The organism is Vibrio spartinae, from assembly GCF_024347135.1.
Classification (GTDB): domain Bacteria; phylum Pseudomonadota; class Gammaproteobacteria; order Enterobacterales; family Vibrionaceae; genus Vibrio; species Vibrio spartinae.
Genome location: NZ_AP024907.1, coordinates 2,635,365 through 2,659,667, shown reverse-complemented (window position 1 = coordinate 2,659,667; position 24,303 = coordinate 2,635,365). Strand labels below are relative to the sequence as shown.

Genomic DNA, 24,303 nt, shown 5'->3' with positions numbered 1-24,303 from the left:
TGTGAAGAGGTGACCGTGCCGAGACCAAGAAGTAAGAAATACAGAGACCTTCCGGAAGGTCTCTATTTTAAAGGTAATAAAGGATATGTATTCCGACGCGTAGATGATTCATGGAAGTCTTTAGGGCGGGATAAATCCAAAGCAATTGCTCTGGCCCGTCGGTACAATGCGACCTACCGGGTTGATCCGGAACTTTCTCACCCGATTAATACCTCGAACATATCGGCTCAGAATCGTAAGGCTGTATTACCTTTTTCTCAGTTTTTAAATCAGATCATGACTCGCTATCAGCAAGAAGAGAAACCCACACCAGGAACATTTGCTGATTTTGAAAACAAGGTGAAAAAACTCAAATCGCTTTTAGGGAATCACAGAGGTATTTCTATCGGGATTGATGAAGTCAATCTGGTTTTAGATGAATTTGCGGTCAGTAAATCCAACAATGTTTATAACCGTTGGATCTCCTTTATGGAAAAGGTTTTCGATTATGCCGTAGATGAATCGGTGATGCTGGATAATCCTGCAAGAAGGAAGAAACGAAAGCCTAAGGAAAATAAGCAACGGACTCGATTAACATTGCAGGAATATCAAGCGATTTGGAATCTGGCACCGGCCTGGTTGCGTGTTGCGATGGATCTGTCACTGGAAACGACCCACGCTGTGAATGAGATTTGTCGGTTGAAATATCGGGATTATGAGGCATTTGATCAGCCGGAAAAAGAAGGTGAGTTGGTCGTTTATGGTTATCTGAAGATTCACCGCCAAAAAGTAAAGGAGAAAGAAGCTAGCCGAGTGATCATTCCAGTTACAGGGTCTCTCTTAAAAATTATTGAAGAGAGCAAGAGTGATGGTTTACCGTCGCCATATCTTGTTCACCGTATTCCGGAGCGGCAGAGTAATGAGATGAGTCACTATTGTGATCACATTACACAGATCAATAAGAAGTATCTGAGCCGTCAGTTTTCATATTATCGTGATGCTGCCGGAGTCAAAAAACATCTGCCGGCAAATCAGCGACCGACATTTCATGAAATTCGGGGATTGAGTATCCACCTTTATGATCAAGCTGGTTATGATCCTCAGGCTAGGGCTGCTCACACTGATTCTAAGAGTACCGCTATCTATAAAGCGGGACATATTCACTGGGTTCAAGTACCAGCCGCAGAGATAGGAATTCGTCGGTAAAGAAAGGAGAGTTTTGGAACCGTATTGGAACCATTTTGGAACCGAGGGGATTTTCTAGAGTGTTTTGAGGGTATTAAAAAGCCCGTAACTCTATGAATTACGGGCTAAAGGTGTATGGTCGGACTGAGAGGATTTGAACCTCCGACCCCCGACACCCCATGACGGTGCGCTACCAAGCTGCGCTACAGTCCGATGGCTTGTAATCTAACGCCTTTAACGAAACGAGTCAAGAGCAATAGGTTGATTTAATTGTCTTTGCTATAGAAACGTTTCAGTTCGGTTAACCCTTGCATGAGCACCGGTAGCGTTGGATTGGTATCAGGCAATCGATGATAATTGTTGTCAAAGACTTTGAAATTACCAAACTTATCAATGACAGTTGTTTGATTCTTGGTCACTAGAGCTAATTCCCGGGCATCTCCTGCTAAAATCCAACGTCTTTTATTTTCGTCAAACAAGTTCTGACCGCTACTGTAGTCATGCGGATTTGAAGAAACACCGAGTAAATCTTGCAACAGTGTCACTGAAAAATCGAGGTGGCTGGTGCGCTGGGTATAATCGGCGGCGACTTTGCCCGGCCAGTGGATAATCATCGGTACTTTCAGCTGATACTGACTGTAGTTGGTATTGGAGCCCCAACTGTTGGTGTTGGTTTCATTAAACTCAGTGCCATGGTTGGATGTAATGACAACAATGGTTGAGTCCATTAATCCCATCTCATACGCTTTCTTAATCAGTTGTCCAATCTCATGGTCCGCAGCTTCAACCGATAACTCATAGTTATTTTTGAGTTTGTCTTGTGTGGATTTTCCGAATGAGTTCTTCGGGGCATCAAACTCCTGAACCGTCGTCAGTTCTAAATAGCTGAACCAGCGTCCTGATTGATTCGCAACCCATTTTGACCAGTTATCAATCGTTTGTTCATCTCTGCTGGCGTCTTTCGTAAATGGGGTGTGGTTTAACGGCAATCCTCTGAATATGGTCTCAGCATAGAGTGGATCGCTGAAGTTATTGCCACTGAAAAGCCCAAAGTTGTATTTCTGATTTTCCAGAGTATCGAGCAGAACCGGCAATGTGCCTTGGACTTTTATGCTCGATGCATAGCTGCTGGGCAGGCCATAAAATAGTCCGAAAATACCAAACATGTCATTACTGGAACTGTAATGATTACTGAAGTTTAGATTGTCTTCGGCGAAAGTTGTCGCCATCGGCATATATTTTTTGCTGAGCATATCGGCACGTAAGTTGTTGACACTCACGACCAGAATATTGAGTGGGTTAATCCGGCGATCAAATTTGATTGGCTCTAACGGATAGTTAACCAGTACCGATTTGTGGGTCTGTTTTTCGTGCAGACGCTTGAGATAGTCGTCCCGATTAAACAGACCATGTCTTTCCATAAACGATTTTGCTGTCATCGGATAAGACAGTGGGAAATTCGATTTTTGGCTGGTGACTGGCGTATACAAAGAGGCATCAGACCAAACATAGAGCAGGTGGCTCGTAATAAAGCTAATAAAGAAAATGGTCGCCAGTGGTCGGCCAATGTGTTTATGCGATAAGCGTCTCTGTTTTCGCCATACCCATTCGGATAAACCGATCTCCATGGCAAAAATCAGCGGTAACAAGACAAACAGATGCTGAAGATCGTTGGTTGTCGTTTTGGAGTTATCGCTAAACAGCACCTCCCAAACGACGGGCGTTAAATGGAGATTGAGTTTGAAATACAACTGCGTGTCGATGAGCAGGACGGTGAGTCCGATAGTTGCAAAACAAACAGCAAGAAACCTGAATAACTTGCGTGAAGGAACAAGAAAAGTCAGCGGAAACAACACTAACAGGTAAAGGGCAAAAACGAGAAAGCCAAAATGCCCGACCCATGAAACAGCCAGATAAAATTGTCCCAACAATGTCTCTGGCCACGGGGACTGGGATATATAACGTGTACCGATCAGCATGGCTGCGATGATATTAAAAAACGCAAACCAGTGTCCCCAGCCAACTAAACGAGATACACGCTCTCCGTAGGTGTTTTCACTCTCTACCATGTTCTTTTCGTTTTATCCGTTTTGTTAATGAATCGTACTGTCGATTGAAGATATCAACGCTTGAGCGAATTTCTCTGCAATGGCTTTTCTCTGGCTCTCTGCAACATTTTGATTCAAGACGTTCGTTGCGATATTTCCGGCGATCATCAGAACCAGATCCGGAGACGCATCATGCTTATCAAAAACGGCAGCAATTTCAGTCAGGATCGTTTCAATTTGTTGATCACTATATTTTGATGTAATGGGCATATAGACTCTAACGATGATAGTAAAAACGGCTTATGATAACCTACTATACCTGTCAACTGAAACCACAACGATGATAAATTCGCTATGAGTCTTGATCTCTCCAATGTAATACTACACCAGTTACTGAAAAATGAATCGGATGAACTGGTTGTCAACTATCGCTCCCAGGCTTTAGAAAACAATGCCTCAACGGGAAATCTGGTCGCTGAATTGCACCGAGTTTTTAGTGCCAAGCCTTCGAAAGGATTTGGTTGTTTCCAATCAGACAGTGAGTTTCAAAACTGGTTGCGTGGGCTCAAAAGTGGGGACTTAAGTTTTTATGATTTCTCACAGTCCAGTGCCAGAAAACTCAAAGACGAACTGATCAAGTATCCTTTTGCTGACGAAGGGATTTTGGTGATGGCTGAGTATCAGTCACTGGCGACACAATACCTCTTTATTGGCCTCTTACCAATGAACCAGAGCCTGAAGATCACCGAAGGGTTGGATATCAGTGCGACGGATTATCTGGATATCCGACAAATGGATATCGCTGCCCGTATCGATCTCTCGCTTTACCAGTCAGACCCGGATTCCAATCGTTATCTGACTTATATTAAAGGGCGGGTTGGCCGCAAAGTTGCCGACTTTTTTCTCGATTTTCTTCAGGCCGATGTCGGGCTGGATTCAAAACAGCAAAATTTAGTATTGATGCAGGCCGTGGAAGATTTTTGTAGTGATGCTCAGTTTGAAAAAGATGAAACAATTACTTACAAAAAGCAGGTCTATGACTACTGTAATGAACAGATTAAATCGGGCGATGAAGTTCAGTTGAAGGATTTATCGCAAGAGTTGCCGGATGATACCAACGGGACGACTTTATGGGATTACACCCACAGTCACGGCTATGAGTTGGAAGAGAGTTTTCCAGCAGATCGCTCTACAGTTCGCAAACTGACAAAATATGTTGGCTCCGGTGGTGGGTTAAATCTGAGCTTCGATAGTTTGTTACTTGGTGAGCGCGTTTTCTATGATCCGGAGTCAGATACTCTGACCATCAAGGGGACTCCGCCTAATTTGCGTGACCAACTGACAAGGCGTTAATCGACTTTCTTGCGCAACGGACTCTCTTGTAAAGAGAAGAGCTTGCAAAAAGAAAGATCAAGGCTCTTTCATCTGGGAGCCTTTTGTTTTTATCTGAAGGATATCATTGATTTTTATATGCGAATTTAATGGGGTGAATTTCGATTATCAAGTCGAAAAACTTATGGGAAATACTAAATTGAGCTTGAGATTTTATTCTGAACCGCTTATAGATGGTGGATTAGATTTGAATCAAAAACACATGGAGAGTTTGTGCAATGAGAGTAGGTTTAGTCGGGTGGCGTGGTATGGTCGGTTCTGTACTGATGCAGCGGATGGTTGAAGAAGGTGATTTTAATCATATCGAACCTGTATTTTACAGCACTTCACAAGTGGGTATCGCGGCCCCTGATTATGGGAAAGATGCTGGGTTACTGCAAGATGCTTATGATGTTGAAAGCTTAAAACAGTTGGATGCCGTCATTACATGTCAAGGCGGAGGATACACCGAGAAAGTTTATCCGCAGCTCAGAAATGCCGGTTGGAAGGGTTACTGGATTGATGCTGCATCAACATTACGGATGGCTGATGACTCTGTGATTACACTTGATCCGGTCAACCTGAAGCATATTCAACAAGCCATTCATGCAGGAACCAAAACCTACGTCGGCGGAAACTGCACTGTGAGTCTCATGCTGATGGGCTTAGGCGGACTGTTTGAGAAAGGTCTGGTGGAGTGGATGAGTGCCATGACGTATCAGGCTGCATCCGGTGCCGGAGCTCAGAATATGCGTGAGCTGATTTCACAGATGGGTGTCATTAATGATCGTGTCAGTTCTGAGCTGGCTAATCCGGCCAGTTCTATTCTTGATATTGACCGCAAAGTTGTCGAAACGATGCGTTCAAGCTCTTTCCCGAGCGATAACTTTGGTGCTCCGTTGGCTGGCTCATTGATTCCATGGATTGATGTGAAACGTGATAACGGACAAAGTAAAGAAGAATGGAAAGCTGGTGCTGAAGCGAACAAGATTCTCGATCTGCAAGGTTCTCCGATCCCGATTGATGGCACTTGCGTGCGTATCGGTGCCATGCGTTGTCATTCTCAGGCCCTGACGATTAAATTAAAGCAGAATGTGCCAATGGATGAAATCGAGGAAATTATCGCCTCTCACAATGAATGGGTGAAAGTGGTTCCCAATGATCGGGATATCACCGTTCAGGAACTGACACCGACTAAAGTGACAGGGACGTTATCTGTTCCTGTGGGACGTTTACGTAAAATGTCGATGGGGGATGAATTCCTCAATGCATTTACTGTTGGTGACCAACTATTGTGGGGCGCAGCAGAACCATTGCGTCGGACTTTACGAATCATTCTGAACGAAAAATAAAGACGTCAATCATCACAACATGACGCCTTGTGGTTGTATTGGTAAAACTTGTGGTTATATTGGTAAAAAGAGTGCACAGCGTGCACTCTTTTTTTATCCGTGTGATGAGGGCTTGCCGGAGACGATGCGTTTATCCGGATCGGCTAGCTGGCTGCCGCAGTGTTTACAGAACAGCGCATCATTATCATGCCCGGTTTGAGAGCAGTTCGGGCATTTGACCAATTGGCGATGCATGTTCATCTCTTTACTCAGCTCCGCTGTAATAATGCCTGTCGGGACTGCAATAATTGAGTAACCCAATAACATCGTGAGCGAGGCGAGCCCTTGACCAAGCGGTGTTTGAGGCACCAGATCACCATACCCGACCGTGGTAATGGTGACGATCGCCCAGTAGATACATTTCGGAATACTTGAGAATCCATGTTCCGGTCCCTCAATGACATAAATCAGCACCCCGAAAATCGTGACTAGGATGGAAACAGAACTAAAGAAGATGAAAATCTTCCGACGAGCCATGAGGAGCGAACGCATCAGGATATTGGAATCTTGTAGATAACGAACCAGCTTGAGAATTCTGAAAATCCTCATTACTCGGATCAGTCGGATAACTGCCATAAATGAAACAGTAGGAAAGAGTAGCGAGAGATATGTGGGTAGAATTGCGAGTAAATCGATAATCCCGTAAAAACTTTTCGCATAGGCTTTGGGGTGAGGAGAACAGTAGAGCCGGACAATATATTCCACCGTAAATAGGAAGGTGAAACCGTACTCAAAGTAATGGAGCTGTTGGTGCCATTGGGCATTAACTTCCGGAATGGACTCCAGAATTAAAACCAATAGGGAGCTCACTATTATTGCAATCAGACAGAGGTCAAACACTTTTCCTGCCCGGGTATGTGTCCCGAAAATAATGACATAAAGATTTGTTCTTATTGAGGGTTCAGTCATCGCTTTCCCGTTGATAAATCTGCGTTATAAGTCTTGTTTTAAGTGTGGCTCATGAATGGTGGTCACGTATTTAATACGTTATAGCCGCTTTGACGGCAGATTCATCCGCCACCCGTCCGTTAAAAATCCTGCAACATGTGACATCGTTCGTCTTGACATCCGCTCAATGATTATCCCGTGATATGAATGAGATGTCATCTATTCAATTGTTATTGCACAGGTATGATGAGAGAACATTGAAATAGAACCTTGTGTATTGGATATCATCAGAACAAGTGTTTGGATCTACGGGCTGTTTTGTGTCTCATATGTAGGGATATTGTAAAAAAAGGAGTTTAAAAATGGTGTTCTCAAGCATGACCTATATAATTACCAGTAGCACGAAAACAACGGATTAGGTCTTTCTGTGTTGTTTTGCCATGAAAATTTATTACATAAAATTGTAGTTTTTTTATTTTATACTTCGATGAGATTTCTTTATGGAACCGGTCTCTTTATTTATTTTATATTTAATTTCATAAGGTTATGTGGTTTTTGGGCAATATTTCAACAAGTAAAAGAATTGTTTTTTGGAACTGATCTGGGTCAATGTTTTCAAATACTGAAAGATTATACTCAGAGATGAAAGCTATTTACTAAGCGTGTTTCTGAGAAAAATCTGGATTTTGGCCGTTTAGACCGGATGACAGTCTTAATAAAAAGTTTTTAACATTTTTTTAATTTTAGGAGATTCACTATGCCTGTAACAAATATGGCGGAACTAAATGCTCTTGTTGCGCGTGTGCAAGCTGCTCAAGCAGAATTTGCAACTTACTCTCAGGAGAAAGTCGACAAAATTTTCCGTGCAGCATCACTGGCAGCAAACCAAGCTCGTATCCCTCTGGCACAACAAGCCGTGGCTGAGTCTGGTATGGGGATTGTTGAAGACAAAGTGATCAAAAACCACTTTGCATCCGAGTACATCTATAACAAATACAAAGATGAAAAAACCTGCGGTGTGTTAGAAGAAGACGAAAACATGGGAACAATGACGATTGCAGAGCCTGTCGGCATTATCTGCGGTATCGTCCCAACAACGAACCCGACTTCTACAGCGATCTTTAAATCTCTGATTTCTCTGAAAACTCGTAACGGTATTATCTTTTCTCCTCACCCTCGTGCGAAGAACTCAACCAATGATGCCGCAAAACTTGTACTGGATGCAGCGGTTGCTGCGGGTGCACCGAAAGACATCATCGGCTGGATTGATCAACCGTCTGTTGAGCTATCGAATGCACTGATGAAGCACGAAGGGATTGCACTGATTCTTGCAACGGGCGGTCCGGGCATGGTTAAGGCTGCTTACTCTTCTGGTAAACCAGCAATCGGTGTCGGCGCCGGTAACGTGCCTGTTGTTATTGATGAAACTGCTGATATCAAACGTGCTGTCGCTTCTGTTCTGATGTCAAAAACGTTTGATAATGGTGTTGTGTGTGCTTCTGAGCAAGCCGTCATTGTTATGGATGAAGTTTATGACGAAGTTAAAGAGCGTTTTGCCACGCACAAAGCTCATGTGTTGAGCAAGTCTGATGCAGATAAAGTCCGTAAAGTGCTGCTCATTGATGGTGCGCTGAATGCTAAAATCGTTGGTCAACCGGCAACTGCCATTGCCGAAATGGCTGGCGTGAGTGTTCCGGCTGACACGAAGATTCTTGTCGGTGAAGGTATCGGTGAAGTGTCTTACGATGATGAGTTTGCTCATGAAAAATTATCGCCAACGTTAGGTATGTTCCGTGCAAGTTCTTTTGAAAATGCGGTAGACCAAGCGGTGAAAATGGTAGAAATCGGTGGTATCGGTCATACATCTGGTTTGTATACCAATCAGGATGTGAATAAAGATCGTATCCGTTACTTCGGTGACCGGTTAAAAACTGCTCGTATTCTGGTAAACATTCCAACAACGCATGGTGGTATCGGTGACCTGTACAACTTTAATGTGGCACCTTCTTTAACACTGGGTTGTGGCTCTTGGGGTGGTAACTCTATCTCAGAAAACGTCGGTCCTAAACATTTGATGAACAAGAAAATTGTTGCTAAGCGAGCTGAAAACATGTTGTGGCATAAATTACCTAAGTCTATCTACTTCCGTCGTGGTAGCCTGCCTATCGCACTGGGCGACCTTGAAGGTAAAAAACGTGCATTCTTGGTGACAGACCGTTTCTTATTCAACAATGGTTATGCTGACGATGTTGTAAGCTTATTGAAAGCTCAAGGCATGGAAGTTCAGACGTTCTTTGATGTTGAAGCTGATCCGACACTATCTGTTGTAGAAAAAGGTGCCGCACAAATGGCGAGCTATCAACCCGATGTGATTTTGGCGCTGGGTGGCGGTTCTCCAATGGATGCTGCGAAAATCATGTGGGTTATGTATGAGCATCCGGAAACTCATTTTGCAGAGTTGGCGATGCGCTTTATGGATATCCGTAAACGTATCTACAAATTCCCGAAAATGGGTCAAAAAGCTGAATTGGTATGTATCACAACAACATCTGGTACTGGCTCTGAAGTGACACCGTTTGCGGTTGTAACAGATGATAATACTGGTGCTAAATACCCACTTGCTGACTACGAACTGACACCAAATATGGCAATCGTTGATGCGAATCTGGTGATGAACATGCCTAAGTCTCTTACTGCGTTTGGTGGCTATGATGCTGTAACTCACGCATTGGAAGCTTATGTCTCTGTTCTGGCTAACGAATACTCAGATGGTCAGGCTTTACAAGCGCTGAAGATGTTGAAAGAGTATCTGCCGTCAAGCTATGCCAATGGGGCGAATGATCCGATTGCTCGTGAAAAAGTGCACAATGCAGCAACCATTGCCGGGATTGCATTTGCCAATGCTTTCTTAGGTGTATGTCACTCAATGGCTCATAAAATCGGTGCAGAATTCCACGTACCTCACGGTTTGGCGAATGCCTTGTTAATTGCGGACGTCGTGCGCTATAACGCGAATGACAATCCAACCAAGCAAACAGCATTCTCTCAATATGACCGTCCTCAGGCTCGTCGTCGTTATGCTGAGATTGCCGACCATTTGGGTCTGTCTCAGCCGGGTGACCGTACCGCACAGAAGATTGAGCGTTTATTAGGTTGGTTAGAAGAGCTGAAACATGACCTTGATATCCCACTATCTATTCAGGCTGCAGGAATTAACGAAGCGGATTTCCTTGCTAAACTTGATGAACTGTCCGTTCAGGCTTTTGATGACCAGTGTACAGGTGCAAACCCTCGTTACCCGTTAATCAGCGAGCTGAAAGAGGTATTACTGGCCTCTTACTACGGTCACGCTTATGTTGAAGGCGAGACTGTTGAAGGGACGACCGTTATTAAGAAGAAAGCGGATCAAGAAGCTGCCGAAACACCAAGAAAGCGGACAGCGAAAAAAGAGAAGTCTGAAGCTTAATTGCATTCATTCTACATAAAGTATGCAGATGCCCCGGCCTTTGGTCGGGGCATTTTTTATGTGTGCGGATTCTCTGATGTCATCGACATCTAAGGTTGTATGATGTTGAACGGTGATGCGATGCGGAGCATGAATCCGGTACTTTTAGAAATAATGAAATGATAAATAAGAACATGATAGATAAGAAAAAGCCGTCGTTTCTGAGATGAAACAACGGCTTTTTAATCATTGTCAGTATTGAGACTGTCGTCTCTATCCTGCGAGAACGTCGGTTGCAACTTTGTAAGTTGGATCTTCCTTCACATTCGTTTCTATCAAGCTGCTGGCTTTATGAAGTAACTTACGACAATCCTGACTCAGGTGACGTAAGTGAAGCGTTTTTCCAACGACTGCATAACGCTCGGCAAGCGTTTCAATCGCATCAATGGCTGAGTGATCGGTCACCCGTGATTGAGCGAAATCGACGATCACGTGTTCTGGATCTTGGTGAGTATCAAACAGCTCTAGAAAATTCGCCACAGAACCAAAGAAAATCGGGCCATGGATTTTATACTCTTTGGAACCGTCTTCATTCGCATGGCTGGTTGCATAAATGTGTTTTGCATGATCCCATGCAAACATCAGTGCAGATGTGATGACACCCACTGCAACAGCAATCGCTAAATCGGTAAATACGGTAACAATGGTCACGAGTACAATCACAAAGAAATCTTTCTTTGGTACTCTTCTGGCAAGCTTAAAGGTTGCCCATTCAAATGTTCCGATCACGACCATAAACATGACACCGACCAGCGCTGCCAATGGAATCATCTCAATGAGTGATGACGTAAACAAAATGAAGCATAGTAACATCACCGCAGCCACGACACCGGACAGACGTCCTCTGCCACCGGAGTTTACGTTAATCATCGATTGACCAATCATGGCACAGCCGCCCATTGCACCGAAGAATGAACAGGTGATGTTTGCAAGCCCTTGTCCCATACATTCACGGTTTGATTGGCCGCGGCTATTGGTCATCTCATCAAGGACGGTCAGTGTCAGCAAAGATTCGATCAATCCGACGGCCGCTAAGATGACAGAATAGGGCAGAATGATTTTCAATGTTTCGAATGTAAAAGGTACATTCGGTACTGAAAATGCTGGGAGAGTGCCTGCAAGCGTTGCCGAATCATTCCCAGACATGGTGCGTAGAAAATCAACGACGGTACGAGTTTCTAAGCCTAACCCCTGAACCAGTAAAGTGACCACAATGATAGCCGCGAGAGAGGAGGGTATCGCAGTTGTTATCTTCGGTAGGAAAAAGATAATTGCCATGGTTAAAGCGACAAGGCCTAACATGAGTAACATTTGATCATAGGGTAGCCAAGTCATCATACCATTCAGTGATGGGACTTTGAACTGTCCTAACTGGGCGAGGAAGATAACGATAGCCAGTCCGTTGACGAAACCGATCATGACAGGGTGGGGCACAATCCGAATAAATTTTCCGAGTTTGAATATACCTGCACTGATTTGGAGAATACCTGCCAATAGAATGGCGGCAAACAGGTAAGAGATGCCGTGTTCTGCGACCAGACTAACCATGACGACAGCCATGGCACCAGTGGCACCTGAAATCATGCCTGGACGGCCACCAAAAATAGCAGTAATTAGACCGACAATGAATGCGGCATAAAGACCGACCATCGGGTCAACACCTGCAACAAATGCAAAAGCAACGGCCTCGGGGACCAGTGCCAGTGCGACGGTGAGTCCGGAAAGGACATCATTTTTAATTGAATATGTTGATTGATTTGGGAATTCAAGCATGAGTATGATTGTTTTCTATTAGTGGCTGAACAAAAACCGATATAGCTCTTATAGGTTTGATCTAAGTATTCTAATCAAGCAATATGAACTAAGTATGTCGGGTTCATGTACCGCAAGCGCGCTCATGACTGAAACGGTATTTCTGTCTGGGCTTTACTTGGGCATAAGTTGGCGAATGCTACAGAAAAGTGTGATTGAGGTCAACTGTTTGGTATGTTGGTGATTGGTCAGCGTTCCATCGCTGAATAGACTTATCAGTCTGCTATCACGTTATGGCATAAAAAAAGAGCTGCCATTTAGCAGCTCTTTAAAGACTAATTATTTACGCAGAAGCGATTCAGGATCACTGTAGTGGTTTTGCCATTGCCGAACTTGCATGATTGGTTGCAGCATGACTACCAGCGCCTTTTAATGAATAGCGTTGCTCTCGCAAAGGCGCTGCTTCCAGAAGGACCTGTACCAGTTCACCATTTCCGGGAGCTTTTGTCATTGCCGAAAATGCATGGCCTTTCACTGCTATGACGCTTTCTGGTGCGAGCTGTACAGGCAACTCTGCGCTTTGCTGAGTTGATTCTGGCATCTCGCGAGGACTGTCGTCCGGAACCACTTGCTGTTCTGCGGGTTCAGCAGTAACTTCATGAATGGTTTCCGCCGCGACTGGCGCAGGAGATGGTTGTTTATCACCTGCCGTTTCTACCGTCATAGTCACCTTATCATTGTGACCTGATGAAGGTTGTTTCGCTTCTTGTGTCACCACACTCGCCGCTTCAGGAGCACTCGCCGTTTCAGGAGTAACCGTCTCAGGAGCGATGCTCTCTGGTGTGGCTTTCGGTGCATTCTCTGATGTGGCAATTTCCGGTGTTGTAGATTCAGTCGCTGAACGAATGATCACTTTACCCATTGCCATTTCAGGGAATGCAACACCGCTGAGTTGTTCCTGTGTTTCTGGCTGAGCTGGTGATTGCTCGGGTTTAACCGTCTGCGGTGTGGATTTTTTCACCAAACCGTAGCTTGGCATCACTTTGCCCATCGCCATTTCCGGAGATGCAACACCACCTTTCCGTAAGCGGAATGGGTTTGGTCTGCGCTCTCTTCCTCTACGACGGCGTTGTCCATTTGCACGTAAATGGCGAGGTGAACGGCGACTCCGACGCTGTTTAGGCTCTTCGGTATTCGCGTTTTCATTCGCATCATTATTAGTCGAGGTTTGATTCTGTTGCATCTCTTCCGATGATGACTGCACAGGGGATGACGGCTCGTTTACCACTGCTACAGGGGCGGCTTCTTGGCTCAACGCATCCTGTTCAGACTCACGTTCCTGACTTGCCAATGTTTCGTCAGCCGATTGAGACTGCAGACGAATCTGTTTGGTTAGCTTGCGGCGTTGGCGACGCTCTTTAGCGACCACTGCTTTTTCTTGGGTATCCTGTGGATCTTTTTTCGCTTCAGATTGTGCATCCTGAGCAATCTTTTGTCCTTCCTCTGCTAACTTAGTAGCAGCATTTTTGTCTTTATTCCCATTCCCGCGCTTATCCTGCTTTTCTTGCTTCGGTTTGCGAGGCTGAGACTTCGTCGGTTTCTTCTCATCAGAAGGTTGTTGTTTTACTTCTGTTGAGTCCGCTTTATCTAGTTTGGGCTTGTCGCTATCCTGAGTTTGCTGACGCGGACGTCTACGTTGCTCATGATTGCGTTCACGGGAACGACGAGGTTTTCTATTCTCTGAACGTTGTTCCTGTTCTGGTTTTTCTGTTTCGGTCACCGGTTTCGGTTGTTCTGGCTGGGCCGATTCCGAACCAGAGAACAGGTCCGTCAGGCCTTTCATAAAGCGACTGAACAGCCCCGGTTGTGCCGGCCCTTTCGGTTCACTTTGCTTCTGTGTGCCTTGATCTTGAGCCTGAGGCGTTTTGGGTTGAGGCGCTGATGTTGCTGGCGCAGCAAATCCTTTTAATACCGGCTCTTCGATACGTCGCTGTTTCGTTTCAGGTTCGACAATATCTTTATTTTCGGTTTCACGAATGCTGTCTATACGTGTAGGTACGAGGTAAGACAGCATTTCCTGTTCTTCACCCTCTCTGACCCGGATGACCTCAAAATGAGGTGTTTCCATATCAGAGTTTGGCACGATGGTGATCTTGACATCTTGAATCCGCTCAATATGGTTGATTGATCGACGTTTCTCATTCAATAAATAAGATGCAATCGGCACTGGGACGACAGCAAGTACCTGCGAGGTATTATCTTTCAGTGCTTCTTCTTCAATCAATCGTAGCACTGAGAGTGCGAGAGATTCGTTATCCCGAACAACCCCTGTCCCAGAACAGCGAGGACAAATATGGTGACTTGCCTCTGCCAGAGAAGGACTCAAGCGTTGTCTGGACATTTCAAGTAGTCCGAATCTGGAGATGCGACCAATCTGAACTCGGGCACGGTCCACACGAACAGCGTCTCGGAGTTTATTCTCAACTTCACGCTGATGGCGAACTGGCGTCATATCGATGAAGTCGATGACCACAAGGCCACCTAAATCTCGTAAACGGAGTTGACGAGCGATTTCTTCAGCAGCTTCCAAATTCGTATTCAGCGCTGTTTCTTCGATATCACCGCCTTTAGTTGCACGAGCAGAGTTGATATCGATAGAAGTGAGTGCTTCTGTCGGATCGATCACTATCGAGCCACCAGAAGGTAAACGGACTTCACGTTGGAATGCGGATTCGATTTGGCTTTCGATTTGATAATGACTGAATAGCGGCACTTCACCTTCGTACTTCTTAACCCGATTAACAAAATCGGGACGCACAAGGCGAATATGCTCTAGTGCACGTTCGTAAATGGTAGAGCTATCGATTAAGATTTCGCCAATGTCACGACGTAGATAATCGCGAATTGCACGTGCAATAACATTACTTTCCTGATGGATCAGAAATGGTGCAGGATTAGAGTCGGAGGCCTGTTTAATCGCCCCCCAATGATTGAGCAGAACATTTAAATCCCATTCTAACTCTTCAGCACTTTTGCCCACACCAGCGGTACGGACAATCAGTCCCATACCTTGGGGAAGTTCGAGTGTACTGAGTGCTTCTTTCAGTTCAGTTCTTTCTGTGCCTTCGATACGACGGGAAATCCCACCGGCTCGAGGATTATTCGGCATCAGAACCAAATAACTGCCAGCCAGAGAGACAAATGTTGTCAGTGCAGCACCTTTACTACCGCGTTCTTCCTTCTCGATCTGAACGATAACTTCCTGGCCCTCTTTCAGAACTTCCTTAATACTAGGACGTCCTTGATAAGTGTATCCGGCTGGGAAATATTCTTTCGCAACTTCTTTGAGAGGAAGGAAACCGTGTCTTTCAGCACCATAATCAACAAATGCTGCTTCCAAACTTGGCTCAACTCTGGTGATTTTTCCTTTGTAAATATTGGCTTTTTTAGATTCGTGTCCGGGGCTTTCTATATCCAGATCGAAAAGTCGCTGACCATCGACCAGCGCGACACGCAACTCTTCTTTTTGAGTTGCGTTAATTAACATTCTTTTCATTTAAAAATCTCGTTGTATTTCTTTTGTTTTTGATTGTTTGTTGTACTTATTGCTTGCATTTCGTCTTCACGGTGCCTGATCCCATGGCTTTGTTTGCAGCCTCTCGGCTGGAAGGGACGCTCAAAAAGGCACTTCAGTCCTCACCCGCTGATTGTTTTTCACCAGTGATAAGCCGCAGTGTGCGGTAGATACTCAACATGAATGACGATGAGTAGAACAATAAGAAGTTACGGTCATGTCTGTCTTACGCCATTTGCAGCATACAAAGAACCGTAAGTTTCTACCCAAAACTGCTCAAAACATGGCGCCATGAGTTAAAACGTCGCCAGTTTGTCCATTGCAGCTATGAACTATAGCAGTGGCAACGTATTTCAGCAATCTGCTTTATAAAAAATAAACCTAAAAAAATCGACTCCGGAAGCTGAGATGATTGATGAATTGCTGCTTTGGTATACGTTTGTTCGAGATTAAGGCATGAGAAGGCAGGAATAGCAAAATATTTATCACTATGATATCGAACATCAAGATAGTATGATGCGCGCTTTTAAGCCAATATTGCTATCCCAGTAAACTTCTATGCCCAGTGATGAAGCGCTAAGTTGAGAGGATCGCCTGTATCAGCAACTTTTTTATAAATAATAAGCAAATGAGCGAAATCAGAACACAAGTCCAGTTTGTCAATATTGATGAAGATATAGCCGGTCAGCGAATTGATAACTTCCTGCGTAATAAATTGAAAAATATTCCAAAGAGTGTCGTTTACCGCATTCTGCGTAAGGGCGAAGTGCGTGTGAACAAGAAGCGGATCAAGCCTGAATATAAATTACAACCCGGTGATGTGATCCGGATCCCACCAGTGACATTACCGCAGAGTGACACGACACAAGAGCCATTGAGTACCAAGCTGGAAAAAGTATCGGAACTAGAGCAGTGTATTTTATTTGAAGATGATGCGCTGTTAGTGCTCAATAAACCTTCGGGGACTGCCGTTCATGGTGGGAGCGGGTTAAAATTTGGCGTGATAGAAGCGTTACGGGCACTTCGGCCGCAGGCCCGTTTTCTGGAATTGGTTCATCGAATTGACAGAGATACTTCTGGAATTCTGTTGGTGGCGAAAAAGCGTTCAGCGCTTCGCCATTTACAAGCTCAGTTTCGGGATAAGTCAGTTCAGAAGGACTACAACGCTCTTGTGATGGGAAGGTGGGAAGTCAAGTGCCGGAAAATCAATGCCCCCCTGTTAAAAAACGAAGTCAATAGTATTGTCCGAGTGAATCCGCAAGGGAAAGCTTCGGAAACTCGTTTTAAAGTTATCGAAGTATTTTCTCAGGCAACATTAATTCAAGCGAGTCCAGTGACTGGCCGGACTCACCAGATTCGAGTGCATGCGCAATATGCAGGTCATCCGATTGCTTGGGATGACCGCTATGGCGATCCCCGCTTTGATGCTTATACCGGGAAATTAGGGCTGAATCGGCTCTTTTTACATGCAGCACAGATACGTTTTATTCATCCAACGAGTGGTGAAAAGATGGAAATTGTGGCACCGATGGAGAAGAAGCTTGAGAAAGTGTTGGCACAGTTGCGCTCATAACTCATCCCTTATAATACCGTCATCCCTTCCGCTTCAAGTAAGTCGATGAGTTTGATCAGGGGCAATCCCACCAGTGCGTTGGGATCGTCGCCTTCCAAGCGTTTAAATAAAGCAATACCCAAACCTTCACTTTTGAAACTACCGGCACAGTCAAATGGTTGTTCCATTTCAATATAACGTTCAATCTGACGGAGCGCTAATTGCCGGAAGTGGACATGGAATTGGTCAACAATACATTGGGTTGTCCCGGTGACATTGTTATATACCGCAAGTCCCGTATAAAAGGTGATTTTGTTTCCCGATTGTGCCATCAGCTGTTGGGTGGCGTGTTCTTTCGTGTGTGGTTTTCCGACGATTTGCCCCTGCACAACACAGACTTGGTCTGAGCCGATGACTAGACTCGGTTGTTGTTGAGGACAGCTTTGTGCTTTTTGTTGCGCTAAACGTTGCACCAGTGCTTGTGGTGATTCATCCGTTAATGGTGTTTCATCACACTTCGGGGCAACAGATAGAAAGGGGATGGTTATTTTTTCCAACAACTGGCGCCGATATTTTGAGGTAGAAGCTAAAACAAGTTGGTAATGGCTCATATAGATATTTGATGAATTCTTTGGTGTTGTGTCGAGAATATATGATAATGCTATGGAGATCACCGTAAGTGGATCGGAATGGCGAAAAAAAGCTAATTTTTTCCCCTTTTTCTTTGACTAAATTTGATTTGGAAGATAATATTCGCGCCCTATGCAAAAGGTAAAAATCCCGCGAACGGTTGACCCGATAAAAGCAGCTCAGAAACGACTCGACTATGATGGTATCATTCAAGTCGGTCTTTTTAAGCGTTTAGAGGAAGCAGCCGAAGGCGTAAAATGTGACGCTGATGTCTCATTGTCATTTGGGTTTGATGAACAGCGACTCGTTGTTATCTCTGGTAAAGCTAGCATCGAAGTTGATTTGCAGTGTCAACGTTGTAATGAGGTTTTCCCACACCGTTGTGATGTGGATTTCACTTATACCCCAAACTTAGGGAAGAAAAGTGAAGATGCACCGGAATCATACGATTTGGTAGATCGGAATGAGTTCGGTGAAGTAGACCTGATTCAATTGGTTGAAGACGAGTTCATCATTGGTTTACCCCAAGTTGCGATGCATGATCAATCAGACTGTCGTGTTGATTCAGACAATATGGTATTTGGTGATATTCCTGATGAAGTTCCGGAAGATAAACCGAACCCATTTGACGTATTAAAGAGCTTGAAGCGCTAGTTTTTATCGCTGAGCATTCATTAACATAGGAGTAGGGTCCGTGGCCGTACAAAAAAACCGTAAAACACGTTCTAAGCGTGGTATGCGTCGTTCACATGATGCGTTGACTACAGCTGCTTTGTCTGTAGATGCAACCTCAGGTGAAACTCACCTACGTCACAATGTAACCGCAGATGGTTACTACCGTGGCAAAAAGGTAATCAACAAGTAAGGTTGACCTTTGCAATATTATACCGTTGCACTTGATGCAATGGGCGGGGACTTCGGACCTCGCGTAACAGTGCCTGCCGCCGTGCAGGCACTGTCGCGTTTCCCAGCGCTAAAAGTGATTTTGGTCGGTGATCGGAACGCAATCACCTTTCAATTGTCTCAGTTAGGTTACTCTGACAGCTCACGTGTGAGCATTGTTCATAGTGATCAAGTCATTTCGAATTCAGAAAAACCTTCCCTTGCTCTGCGACGTTTTATGCATAGTTCTATGGGAATGGCGATTGACTTGGTGACAGAGCAAGTTGCTGACGCATGTGTCAGCGCAGGGAACACTGGCGCGCTGATGGCACTTTCTCGTTTTCGTTTAAAGTTGCTTCCCGGGATTGATCGACCAGCGTTGATCTCTGCTCTTCCGACAGTGTCAGGAAAACGTTTGTGGATGTTGGATTTGGGAGCCAATGTTTCCTGTGATGCTGATTCTCTATTTCAGTTTGCTGTGATGGGGAGTGCTTTGGCTGAAGTCCATTTGGGGCATGAGGCGCGCGTTGCTGTTTTAAATGTCGGTGAAGAAGACATTAAAGGCAATGATTTTGTCAGACGATGCGCTGATATGTTAAGACAAACACAGTCAATTCATTTTATCGGGAATGTTGAAGGCAATCAGATATTCAATGATCTGACCGATGTTGTCGTTTGTGATGGTTTTGTTGGCAATGTCTGTTTGAAAAGCTGTGAGGGGACGGCCCAGTTATTTATTGATCAGCTAAAAAGTAAAATGTTTGGTTCATCAATAAAGGGTTGGATCGCAAGAAAATTGTTTTCTGATCTATTTATTGGATTAAAAAACCTGAACCCCGACCACTATAACGGAGCAAGTTTGTTAGGATTGCGTGGCATTGTGGTGAAAAGCCATGGTAGTGCTGATATATCCGCTGTTGCCAATGCGATAGGAGAAGCGGTACACGAAATTAAAGAGCAAGTACCCAGTCGTATTAGCGAACGATTAGAAGCAGTTTTACTCGAGAGGCATTATTAGTCTTCATGTATAGCAAAATATTAGGTACAGGCAGCTACCTGCCATCTCAGGTGCGGACTAACGCAGATCTAGAGAAAATGGTAGATACGAGTGATGAGTGGATTGTTACACGCACGGGAATTAAAGAACGGCGTATCGCTGCAGAAGATGAAACGGTAGCCGATATGGCTTATTTAGCGTCGGTAAAGGCGTTGGAGATGTCAGCTGTTTCTAAAGATGATATCGATATGATTATCGTTGCGACCACCAGTGGTAGCCATTCATTTCCTTCATCAGCTTGTCAGGTTCAGGCACAGCTTGGTATCAAAGGATGCCCGGCTTTTGATATAGCGGCAGCCTGTTCAGGGTTCATGTATGCTCTGTCAGTGGCCGATCAACATATCAAATCAGGTATGTGTAAAAACATTCTTGTCATTGGTTCTGATGTGTTATCAAAAACCTGTGATCCGACTGATCGCTCAACCATTATTATTTTTGGTGACGGTGCGGGTGCTGTTGTGCTTGGTCGCAGTGAAATGCCCGGAATTCTATCAACTCATATTTATTCTGATGGTGAGTATGGCCCGCTGTTATATTTGGAAACACCACAATCAGGCGGTGATTCGGATAAATGGGTTTATATGGCTGGGAATGAAGTCTTTAAAGTGGCGGTGAATCAATTGTCACAGCTTGTTAAAGATACATTGGCAGCAAATCAAATGGATAGAGCGGAACTGGATTGGTTGGTTCCTCATCAAGCCAATCTGAGAATTATCTCCGCAACGGCACGAAAGCTTTCCATGTCTATGGAGCAGGTTGTTGTGACTTTAGACAAACATGGCAATACATCAGCGGCCTCAGTGCCCACGGCTTTAGATGAAGCGGTTCGGGATGGTCGCATCCAACGTGGCCAGACACTGTTGCTGGAAGCTTTTGGCGGTGGCTTTACGTGGGGTTCTGCACTCGTCGTATTTTAATACTGAAAAAACAATCCATAGCATGGCGTGATGATACTCCGTGGTGGGGATTGTTTGGCAAGAGGAATGAAAAATGAGCAAATTTGCTATCGTGTTTCCTGGTCAAGGTTCGCAAGCGGTTGGGATGCTTGCCGAACTGGGTGAGCAATATGATGTGGTTCAACAGACATTTGCTGAAGCATCAGATGCCTTGGGGTATGACCTATGGTCACTGGTGCAAAATGGGCCAGCCGAAGATCTGAATCAAACTTTTCGGACTCAACCTGCATTGCTTGCAGCTTCGGTTGCAATCTGGCGAGTGTGGCAATCTTTGGGATTAGAGATGCCAGCAATATTGGCTGGACATAGTCTTGGTGAATATTCTGCTTTGGTTTGTGCTGGTGTGATTGATTTTAAACAAACGATCAAATTAGTTGAACTTCGTGGCCAACTGATGCAAGAAGCTGTGCCTGCTGGCAGTGGTGCGATGTTTGCTATCATCGGCCTCGACGATGATGCTATTGCGAATGCATGTACCACGGCTGCAAATGGACAGATTGTGTCTCCGGTAAACTTTAACTCTCCGGGACAAGTTGTGATTGCCGGTGAAAAAGATGCCGTTCAACGGGCAAGTGAACTGTGTAAAGAAGCGGGGGCGAAGCGTGCGCTGCCATTGCCAGTCTCTGTGCCGTCTCACTGTGCTTTGATGAAGTCAGCAGCGGACAAGCTTGCAGAAACATTGAAAGCGATGACGTTCAATTCACCTGCAATTCCAGTGATTAATAATGTTGATGTGATTGCTGAAACCGACCCGGAAAAGATCAAAGATGCTCTTGTTCGTCAATTGTATAATCCAGTCCGGTGGACTGAAACTGTACAAAAAATGCATGATCAGGGTATCGAAAAACTATTTGAGGTGGGGCCGGGAAAAGTTCTGACGGGTCTGACAAAACGAATTGTTAAAACACTGACTGCAGAGGCAGTAAATAATACTGCTTCATTGAATTCAGTTCAGTCATCATAGGGAAAAGAAACATGAGTAATTTCATGAGCCTAGACGGTAAAATTGCATTGGTTACAGGTGCCAGCCGAGGTATTGGTCGTTCTATTGCTGAATTGCTTGTAGAACGTGGTGCAACGGTTATCGGGACTGCAACCAGTGACAATGGTGCGGCTGCGATTAGTGAGTATTTGGGTGAAAAGGGCAAAGGCTTCAAACTGAATGTCACAGATCCTGATTCTATCGAGTCAGTTCTGAAGGCGATTGGTGAGGAGTTCGGGGTGATCGACATCCTGGTGAACAATGCCGGTATTACTCGTGATAACTTACTGATGCGCATGAAAGATGAAGAATGGTTAGAAATTATGGACACCAACCTGACTTCTATCTATCGTCTTTCAAAGGCTGTTTTACGTGGCATGATGAAGAAACGTTGTGGTCGTATTGTCAATGTGGGCTCTGTTGTGGGAACCATGGGGAATGCGGGACAAGCGAACTATTCTGCTGCGAAAGCCGGTGTAATTGGTTTTAGTAAATCGATGGCTAGAGAAGTTGCTTCTCGTGGTATTACAGTCAATACTGTTGCACCTGGTTTTATCGAAACTGATATGACAAACGCTATGAATGATGAGCAAATAGCTGCTACACTCGCCCAAGTTCCCGCAGGAAGATTAGGTTCTCCTCGTGAAATTGCAGCGGCTGTTGCGTTTTTAGCTTCTGAAGAAGCAGCGTATATCAGTGGAGAAACGTTACATGTCAATGGTGGTATGTATATGATCTAAGCCGATGGTGAAAGTGTTTGTAAAAGTGGATAAAATGCAATTATCGATGTTTATAAGCATTATCATCATGAGTGTTTAGAATTTATGCATGATTTATATCAAAAATGGTCTGAACTTCGGTTAAAATCGTAAAAATTGTGGTTTGACCAGCGATGACCCTCTTGCAACTTTCCCTAGTTCGAATAAACTACGGGACATCGCATTAAGCGAAATCTGTAAAGGAAAAGAAAAAATGAGCAACATCGAAGAACGTGTAAAGAAAATCATTGTTGAACAGCTAGGTGTAGACGAAGCAGAAGTTAAAAACGAAGCTTCTTTCGTTGAAGATCTAGGTGCTGATTCCCTGGATACAGTTGAGCTGGTTATGGCTCTTGAAGAGGAATTCGACACTGAGATTCCTGATGAAGAAGCTGAGAAGATCACAACAGTTCAAGCTGCGATCGATTACGTTAATAGCGCTCAGTAATCTATCTCTCCAGGCGGCTATCTGGCCGCCTGAGTTTTAATTAACTCGTCTCATCTCTTCTATAGAACTTTTCAATTCCGGAGAATATGATTGTGTCCAAGCGTCGTGTCGTTGTTACTGGTATGGGGATGTTATCACCAGTAGGCAACACAGTAGAATCTTCTTGGAAAGCTTTGCTTGCAGGACAAAGTGGCATTGTTAACATTGAGCACTTTGATACTGAAGGCTTTTCAACTCGTTTTGCAGGATTAGTGAAGAACTTTAACTGTGAAGACTATATGTCTAAAAAAGATGCCCGAAAAATGGATTTATTTATCCAATATGGTATAGCCGCGGGTATACAAGCATTAGACGATTCAGGTCTTGTGATAAACGAAGAAAATGCAGCACGGGTTGGTGTTGCGATCGGTTCTGGTATTGGTGGTTTAGATCTGATTGAGGCTGGTCATCAAGTTCTGGTTGAGAAAGGGCCACGTAGAGTCAGTCCTTTCTTCGTGCCTTCGACAATTGTGAATATGGTTGCCGGAAATTTATCAATCATGCGCGGATTACGCGGACCAAATATTGCTATCTCTACCGCCTGTACAACAGGGTTGCACAATATCGGCCATGCCGCTCGTATGATCGCGTATGGTGACGCTGAAGCAATGGTTGCTGGCGGTGCAGAAAAAGCCTCAACACCGCTCGGTATCGCCGGGTTTGGCGCAGCGAAAGCACTATCAACTCGCAATGATGAACCTGAGAAAGCCTCTCGTCCATGGGATAAAGGGCGCGATGGGTTCGTTCTTGGTGATGGTGCTGGTGTTATAGTGCTTGAAGAATATGAACACGCGAAAGCTCGCGGTGCAAAAATTTATGCAGAACTGGTTGGTTTTGGCATGTCTGGTGATGCTTACCACATGACCTCACCAAGTGCTGATGGTTCTGGTGGTGCACTGGCTATGGAAGCGGCACTGCGTGATGCAGGCATTACCGGCACTCAAGTTGGTTATATCAACGCCCATGGAACGTCGACATCAGCGGGTGATCTTGCTGAATTAAAAGGTGTGAAACGTGCGTTAGGTGAAGAAGGTGCTAAGCAGGTACTTGTATCATCGACAAAATCGATGACCGGACATCTTCTCGGTGCGGCCGGCTCCGTTGAAACCATCATCACTATCATGTCGCTTGTCGAGCAAATTGTTCCGCCGACCATTAACCTAGATGATCCGGAAGATGATTTGGATATTGACCTCGTACCGCACACTGCGCGTCGGGTCACCAATATGGAATATGCGATTTGTAACTCTTTCGGGTTTGGTGGAACCAACGGCACTTTAATCTTTAAAAAAGTGTAAGTTGTCAT

The 24,303-nt window shown here is 44.7% G+C and carries 19 protein-coding genes and 1 tRNA gene; 13 read left to right on the top strand and 7 right to left on the bottom strand.

What is annotated here, in order from left to right:
* Positions 1-15: 15 nt before the first annotated feature.
* Entirely contained in the window at positions 16-1,185 is a 1,170-nt protein-coding gene (locus OCU60_RS11715) for a site-specific integrase (RefSeq protein WP_074373221.1), read from the top strand.
* A gap of 115 nt (positions 1,186-1,300) precedes the next feature.
* Here OCU60_RS11715 and OCU60_RS11710 read toward each other — a convergent pair.
* The 3 genes from OCU60_RS11710 to OCU60_RS11700 all read right to left on the bottom strand — a co-directional run bounded on the left by OCU60_RS11710 (position 1,301) and on the right by OCU60_RS11700 (position 3,482).
* Positions 1,301-1,377 (bottom strand) — tRNA-Pro (locus tag OCU60_RS11710).
* Between the two features lie 53 nt (positions 1,378-1,430).
* A complete protein-coding gene (locus tag OCU60_RS11705) occupies positions 1,431-3,233 on the bottom strand; it encodes a DUF3413 domain-containing protein (protein WP_074373222.1) in 1,803 nt (600 codons plus the stop codon).
* 24 nt (positions 3,234-3,257) lie between these two features.
* On the bottom strand, positions 3,258-3,482 hold the full coding sequence (locus OCU60_RS11700) for a YejL family protein (protein WP_021019522.1): 225 nt from the start codon (positions 3,480-3,482) through the stop codon (positions 3,258-3,260).
* 84 nt (positions 3,483-3,566) lie between these two features.
* Here OCU60_RS11700 and yejK point away from each other — a divergent pair, with 84 nt between their 5' ends.
* Both yejK and asd read left to right on the top strand, forming a co-directional pair.
* The gene (yejK, locus tag OCU60_RS11695) at positions 3,567-4,565 is read left to right on the top strand and encodes a nucleoid-associated protein YejK (RefSeq protein ID WP_074373223.1); all 999 of its coding nucleotides are present in this window, start codon (positions 3,567-3,569) and stop codon (positions 4,563-4,565) included.
* Between the two features lie 257 nt (positions 4,566-4,822).
* Complete coding sequence (gene asd / locus OCU60_RS11690; RefSeq protein ID WP_074373224.1) at positions 4,823-5,935, top strand: aspartate-semialdehyde dehydrogenase; 1,113 nt, start codon at positions 4,823-4,825, stop codon at positions 5,933-5,935.
* Positions 5,936-6,028: 93 nt separating this feature from the next.
* On the opposite strand, the gene OCU60_RS11685 is transcribed toward asd, so the two are convergent.
* A complete protein-coding gene (locus OCU60_RS11685; protein WP_074373225.1) occupies positions 6,029-6,883 on the bottom strand; it encodes an ion transporter in 855 nt (284 codons plus the stop codon).
* Positions 6,884-7,619: 736 nt separating this feature from the next.
* Here OCU60_RS11685 and adhE point away from each other — a divergent pair.
* Positions 7,620-10,328: a bifunctional acetaldehyde-CoA/alcohol dehydrogenase gene (adhE, locus tag OCU60_RS11680; RefSeq protein WP_074373226.1), complete on the top strand. Its 2,709-nt coding sequence runs from the start codon at positions 7,620-7,622 to the stop codon at positions 10,326-10,328.
* Between the two features lie 252 nt (positions 10,329-10,580).
* Here the strand turns inward: adhE and OCU60_RS11675 are convergent, their stop codons facing one another.
* Together OCU60_RS11675 and rne are read right to left on the bottom strand one after the other, a co-directional pair.
* Positions 10,581-12,140 (bottom strand): SulP family inorganic anion transporter, encoded by a 1,560-nt coding sequence (locus OCU60_RS11675; RefSeq protein ID WP_074373227.1) that lies wholly within the window; start codon positions 12,138-12,140, stop codon positions 10,581-10,583.
* A gap of 343 nt (positions 12,141-12,483) precedes the next feature.
* Entirely contained in the window at positions 12,484-15,675 is a 3,192-nt protein-coding gene (gene rne, locus OCU60_RS11670) for a ribonuclease E (RefSeq protein ID WP_074373228.1), read from the bottom strand.
* A 646-nt stretch (positions 15,676-16,321) separates the two neighbouring features.
* Here rne and rluC point away from each other — a divergent pair.
* Complete coding sequence (gene rluC, locus OCU60_RS11665; RefSeq protein WP_074373229.1) at positions 16,322-17,266, top strand: 23S rRNA pseudouridine(955/2504/2580) synthase RluC; 945 nt, start codon at positions 16,322-16,324, stop codon at positions 17,264-17,266.
* An 8-nt stretch (positions 17,267-17,274) separates the two neighbouring features.
* Here the strand turns inward: rluC and OCU60_RS11660 are convergent, their stop codons facing one another.
* Positions 17,275-17,856: a Maf family protein gene (locus OCU60_RS11660; RefSeq protein WP_074373230.1), complete on the bottom strand. Its 582-nt coding sequence runs from the start codon at positions 17,854-17,856 to the stop codon at positions 17,275-17,277.
* 151 nt (positions 17,857-18,007) lie between these two features.
* Between OCU60_RS11660 and yceD the strand changes: the two genes are divergently transcribed.
* The 8 genes from yceD (at position 18,008) to fabF (ending at position 24,295) form a co-directional block, all read left to right on the top strand.
* Positions 18,008-18,529: a 23S rRNA accumulation protein YceD gene (gene yceD / locus OCU60_RS11655; protein WP_074373231.1), complete on the top strand. Its 522-nt coding sequence runs from the start codon at positions 18,008-18,010 to the stop codon at positions 18,527-18,529.
* A gap of 40 nt (positions 18,530-18,569) precedes the next feature.
* A complete protein-coding gene (gene rpmF, locus OCU60_RS11650) occupies positions 18,570-18,740 on the top strand; it encodes a 50S ribosomal protein L32 (protein WP_074373232.1) in 171 nt (56 codons plus the stop codon).
* A 9-nt stretch (positions 18,741-18,749) separates the two neighbouring features.
* Positions 18,750-19,775 (top strand): phosphate acyltransferase PlsX, encoded by a 1,026-nt coding sequence (gene plsX, locus OCU60_RS11645; protein ID WP_074373233.1) that lies wholly within the window; start codon positions 18,750-18,752, stop codon positions 19,773-19,775.
* A 5-nt stretch (positions 19,776-19,780) separates the two neighbouring features.
* Positions 19,781-20,731, top strand: coding sequence for a beta-ketoacyl-ACP synthase III (locus OCU60_RS11640; RefSeq protein WP_074373234.1), 951 nt, complete (start codon positions 19,781-19,783; stop codon positions 20,729-20,731).
* A 73-nt stretch (positions 20,732-20,804) separates the two neighbouring features.
* Positions 20,805-21,734: an ACP S-malonyltransferase gene (gene fabD / locus OCU60_RS11635; protein WP_074373235.1), complete on the top strand. Its 930-nt coding sequence runs from the start codon at positions 20,805-20,807 to the stop codon at positions 21,732-21,734.
* A 23-nt stretch (positions 21,735-21,757) separates the two neighbouring features.
* Positions 21,758-22,492: a 3-oxoacyl-ACP reductase FabG gene (fabG, locus tag OCU60_RS11630; RefSeq protein WP_074373236.1), complete on the top strand. Its 735-nt coding sequence runs from the start codon at positions 21,758-21,760 to the stop codon at positions 22,490-22,492.
* A gap of 232 nt (positions 22,493-22,724) precedes the next feature.
* The gene (gene acpP, locus OCU60_RS11625; protein WP_014204679.1) at positions 22,725-22,958 is read left to right on the top strand and encodes an acyl carrier protein; all 234 of its coding nucleotides are present in this window, start codon (positions 22,725-22,727) and stop codon (positions 22,956-22,958) included.
* Positions 22,959-23,050: 92 nt separating this feature from the next.
* Positions 23,051-24,295 (top strand): beta-ketoacyl-ACP synthase II, encoded by a 1,245-nt coding sequence (fabF, locus tag OCU60_RS11620; RefSeq protein WP_074373515.1) that lies wholly within the window; start codon positions 23,051-23,053, stop codon positions 24,293-24,295.
* Positions 24,296-24,303: the final 8 nt, after the last annotated feature.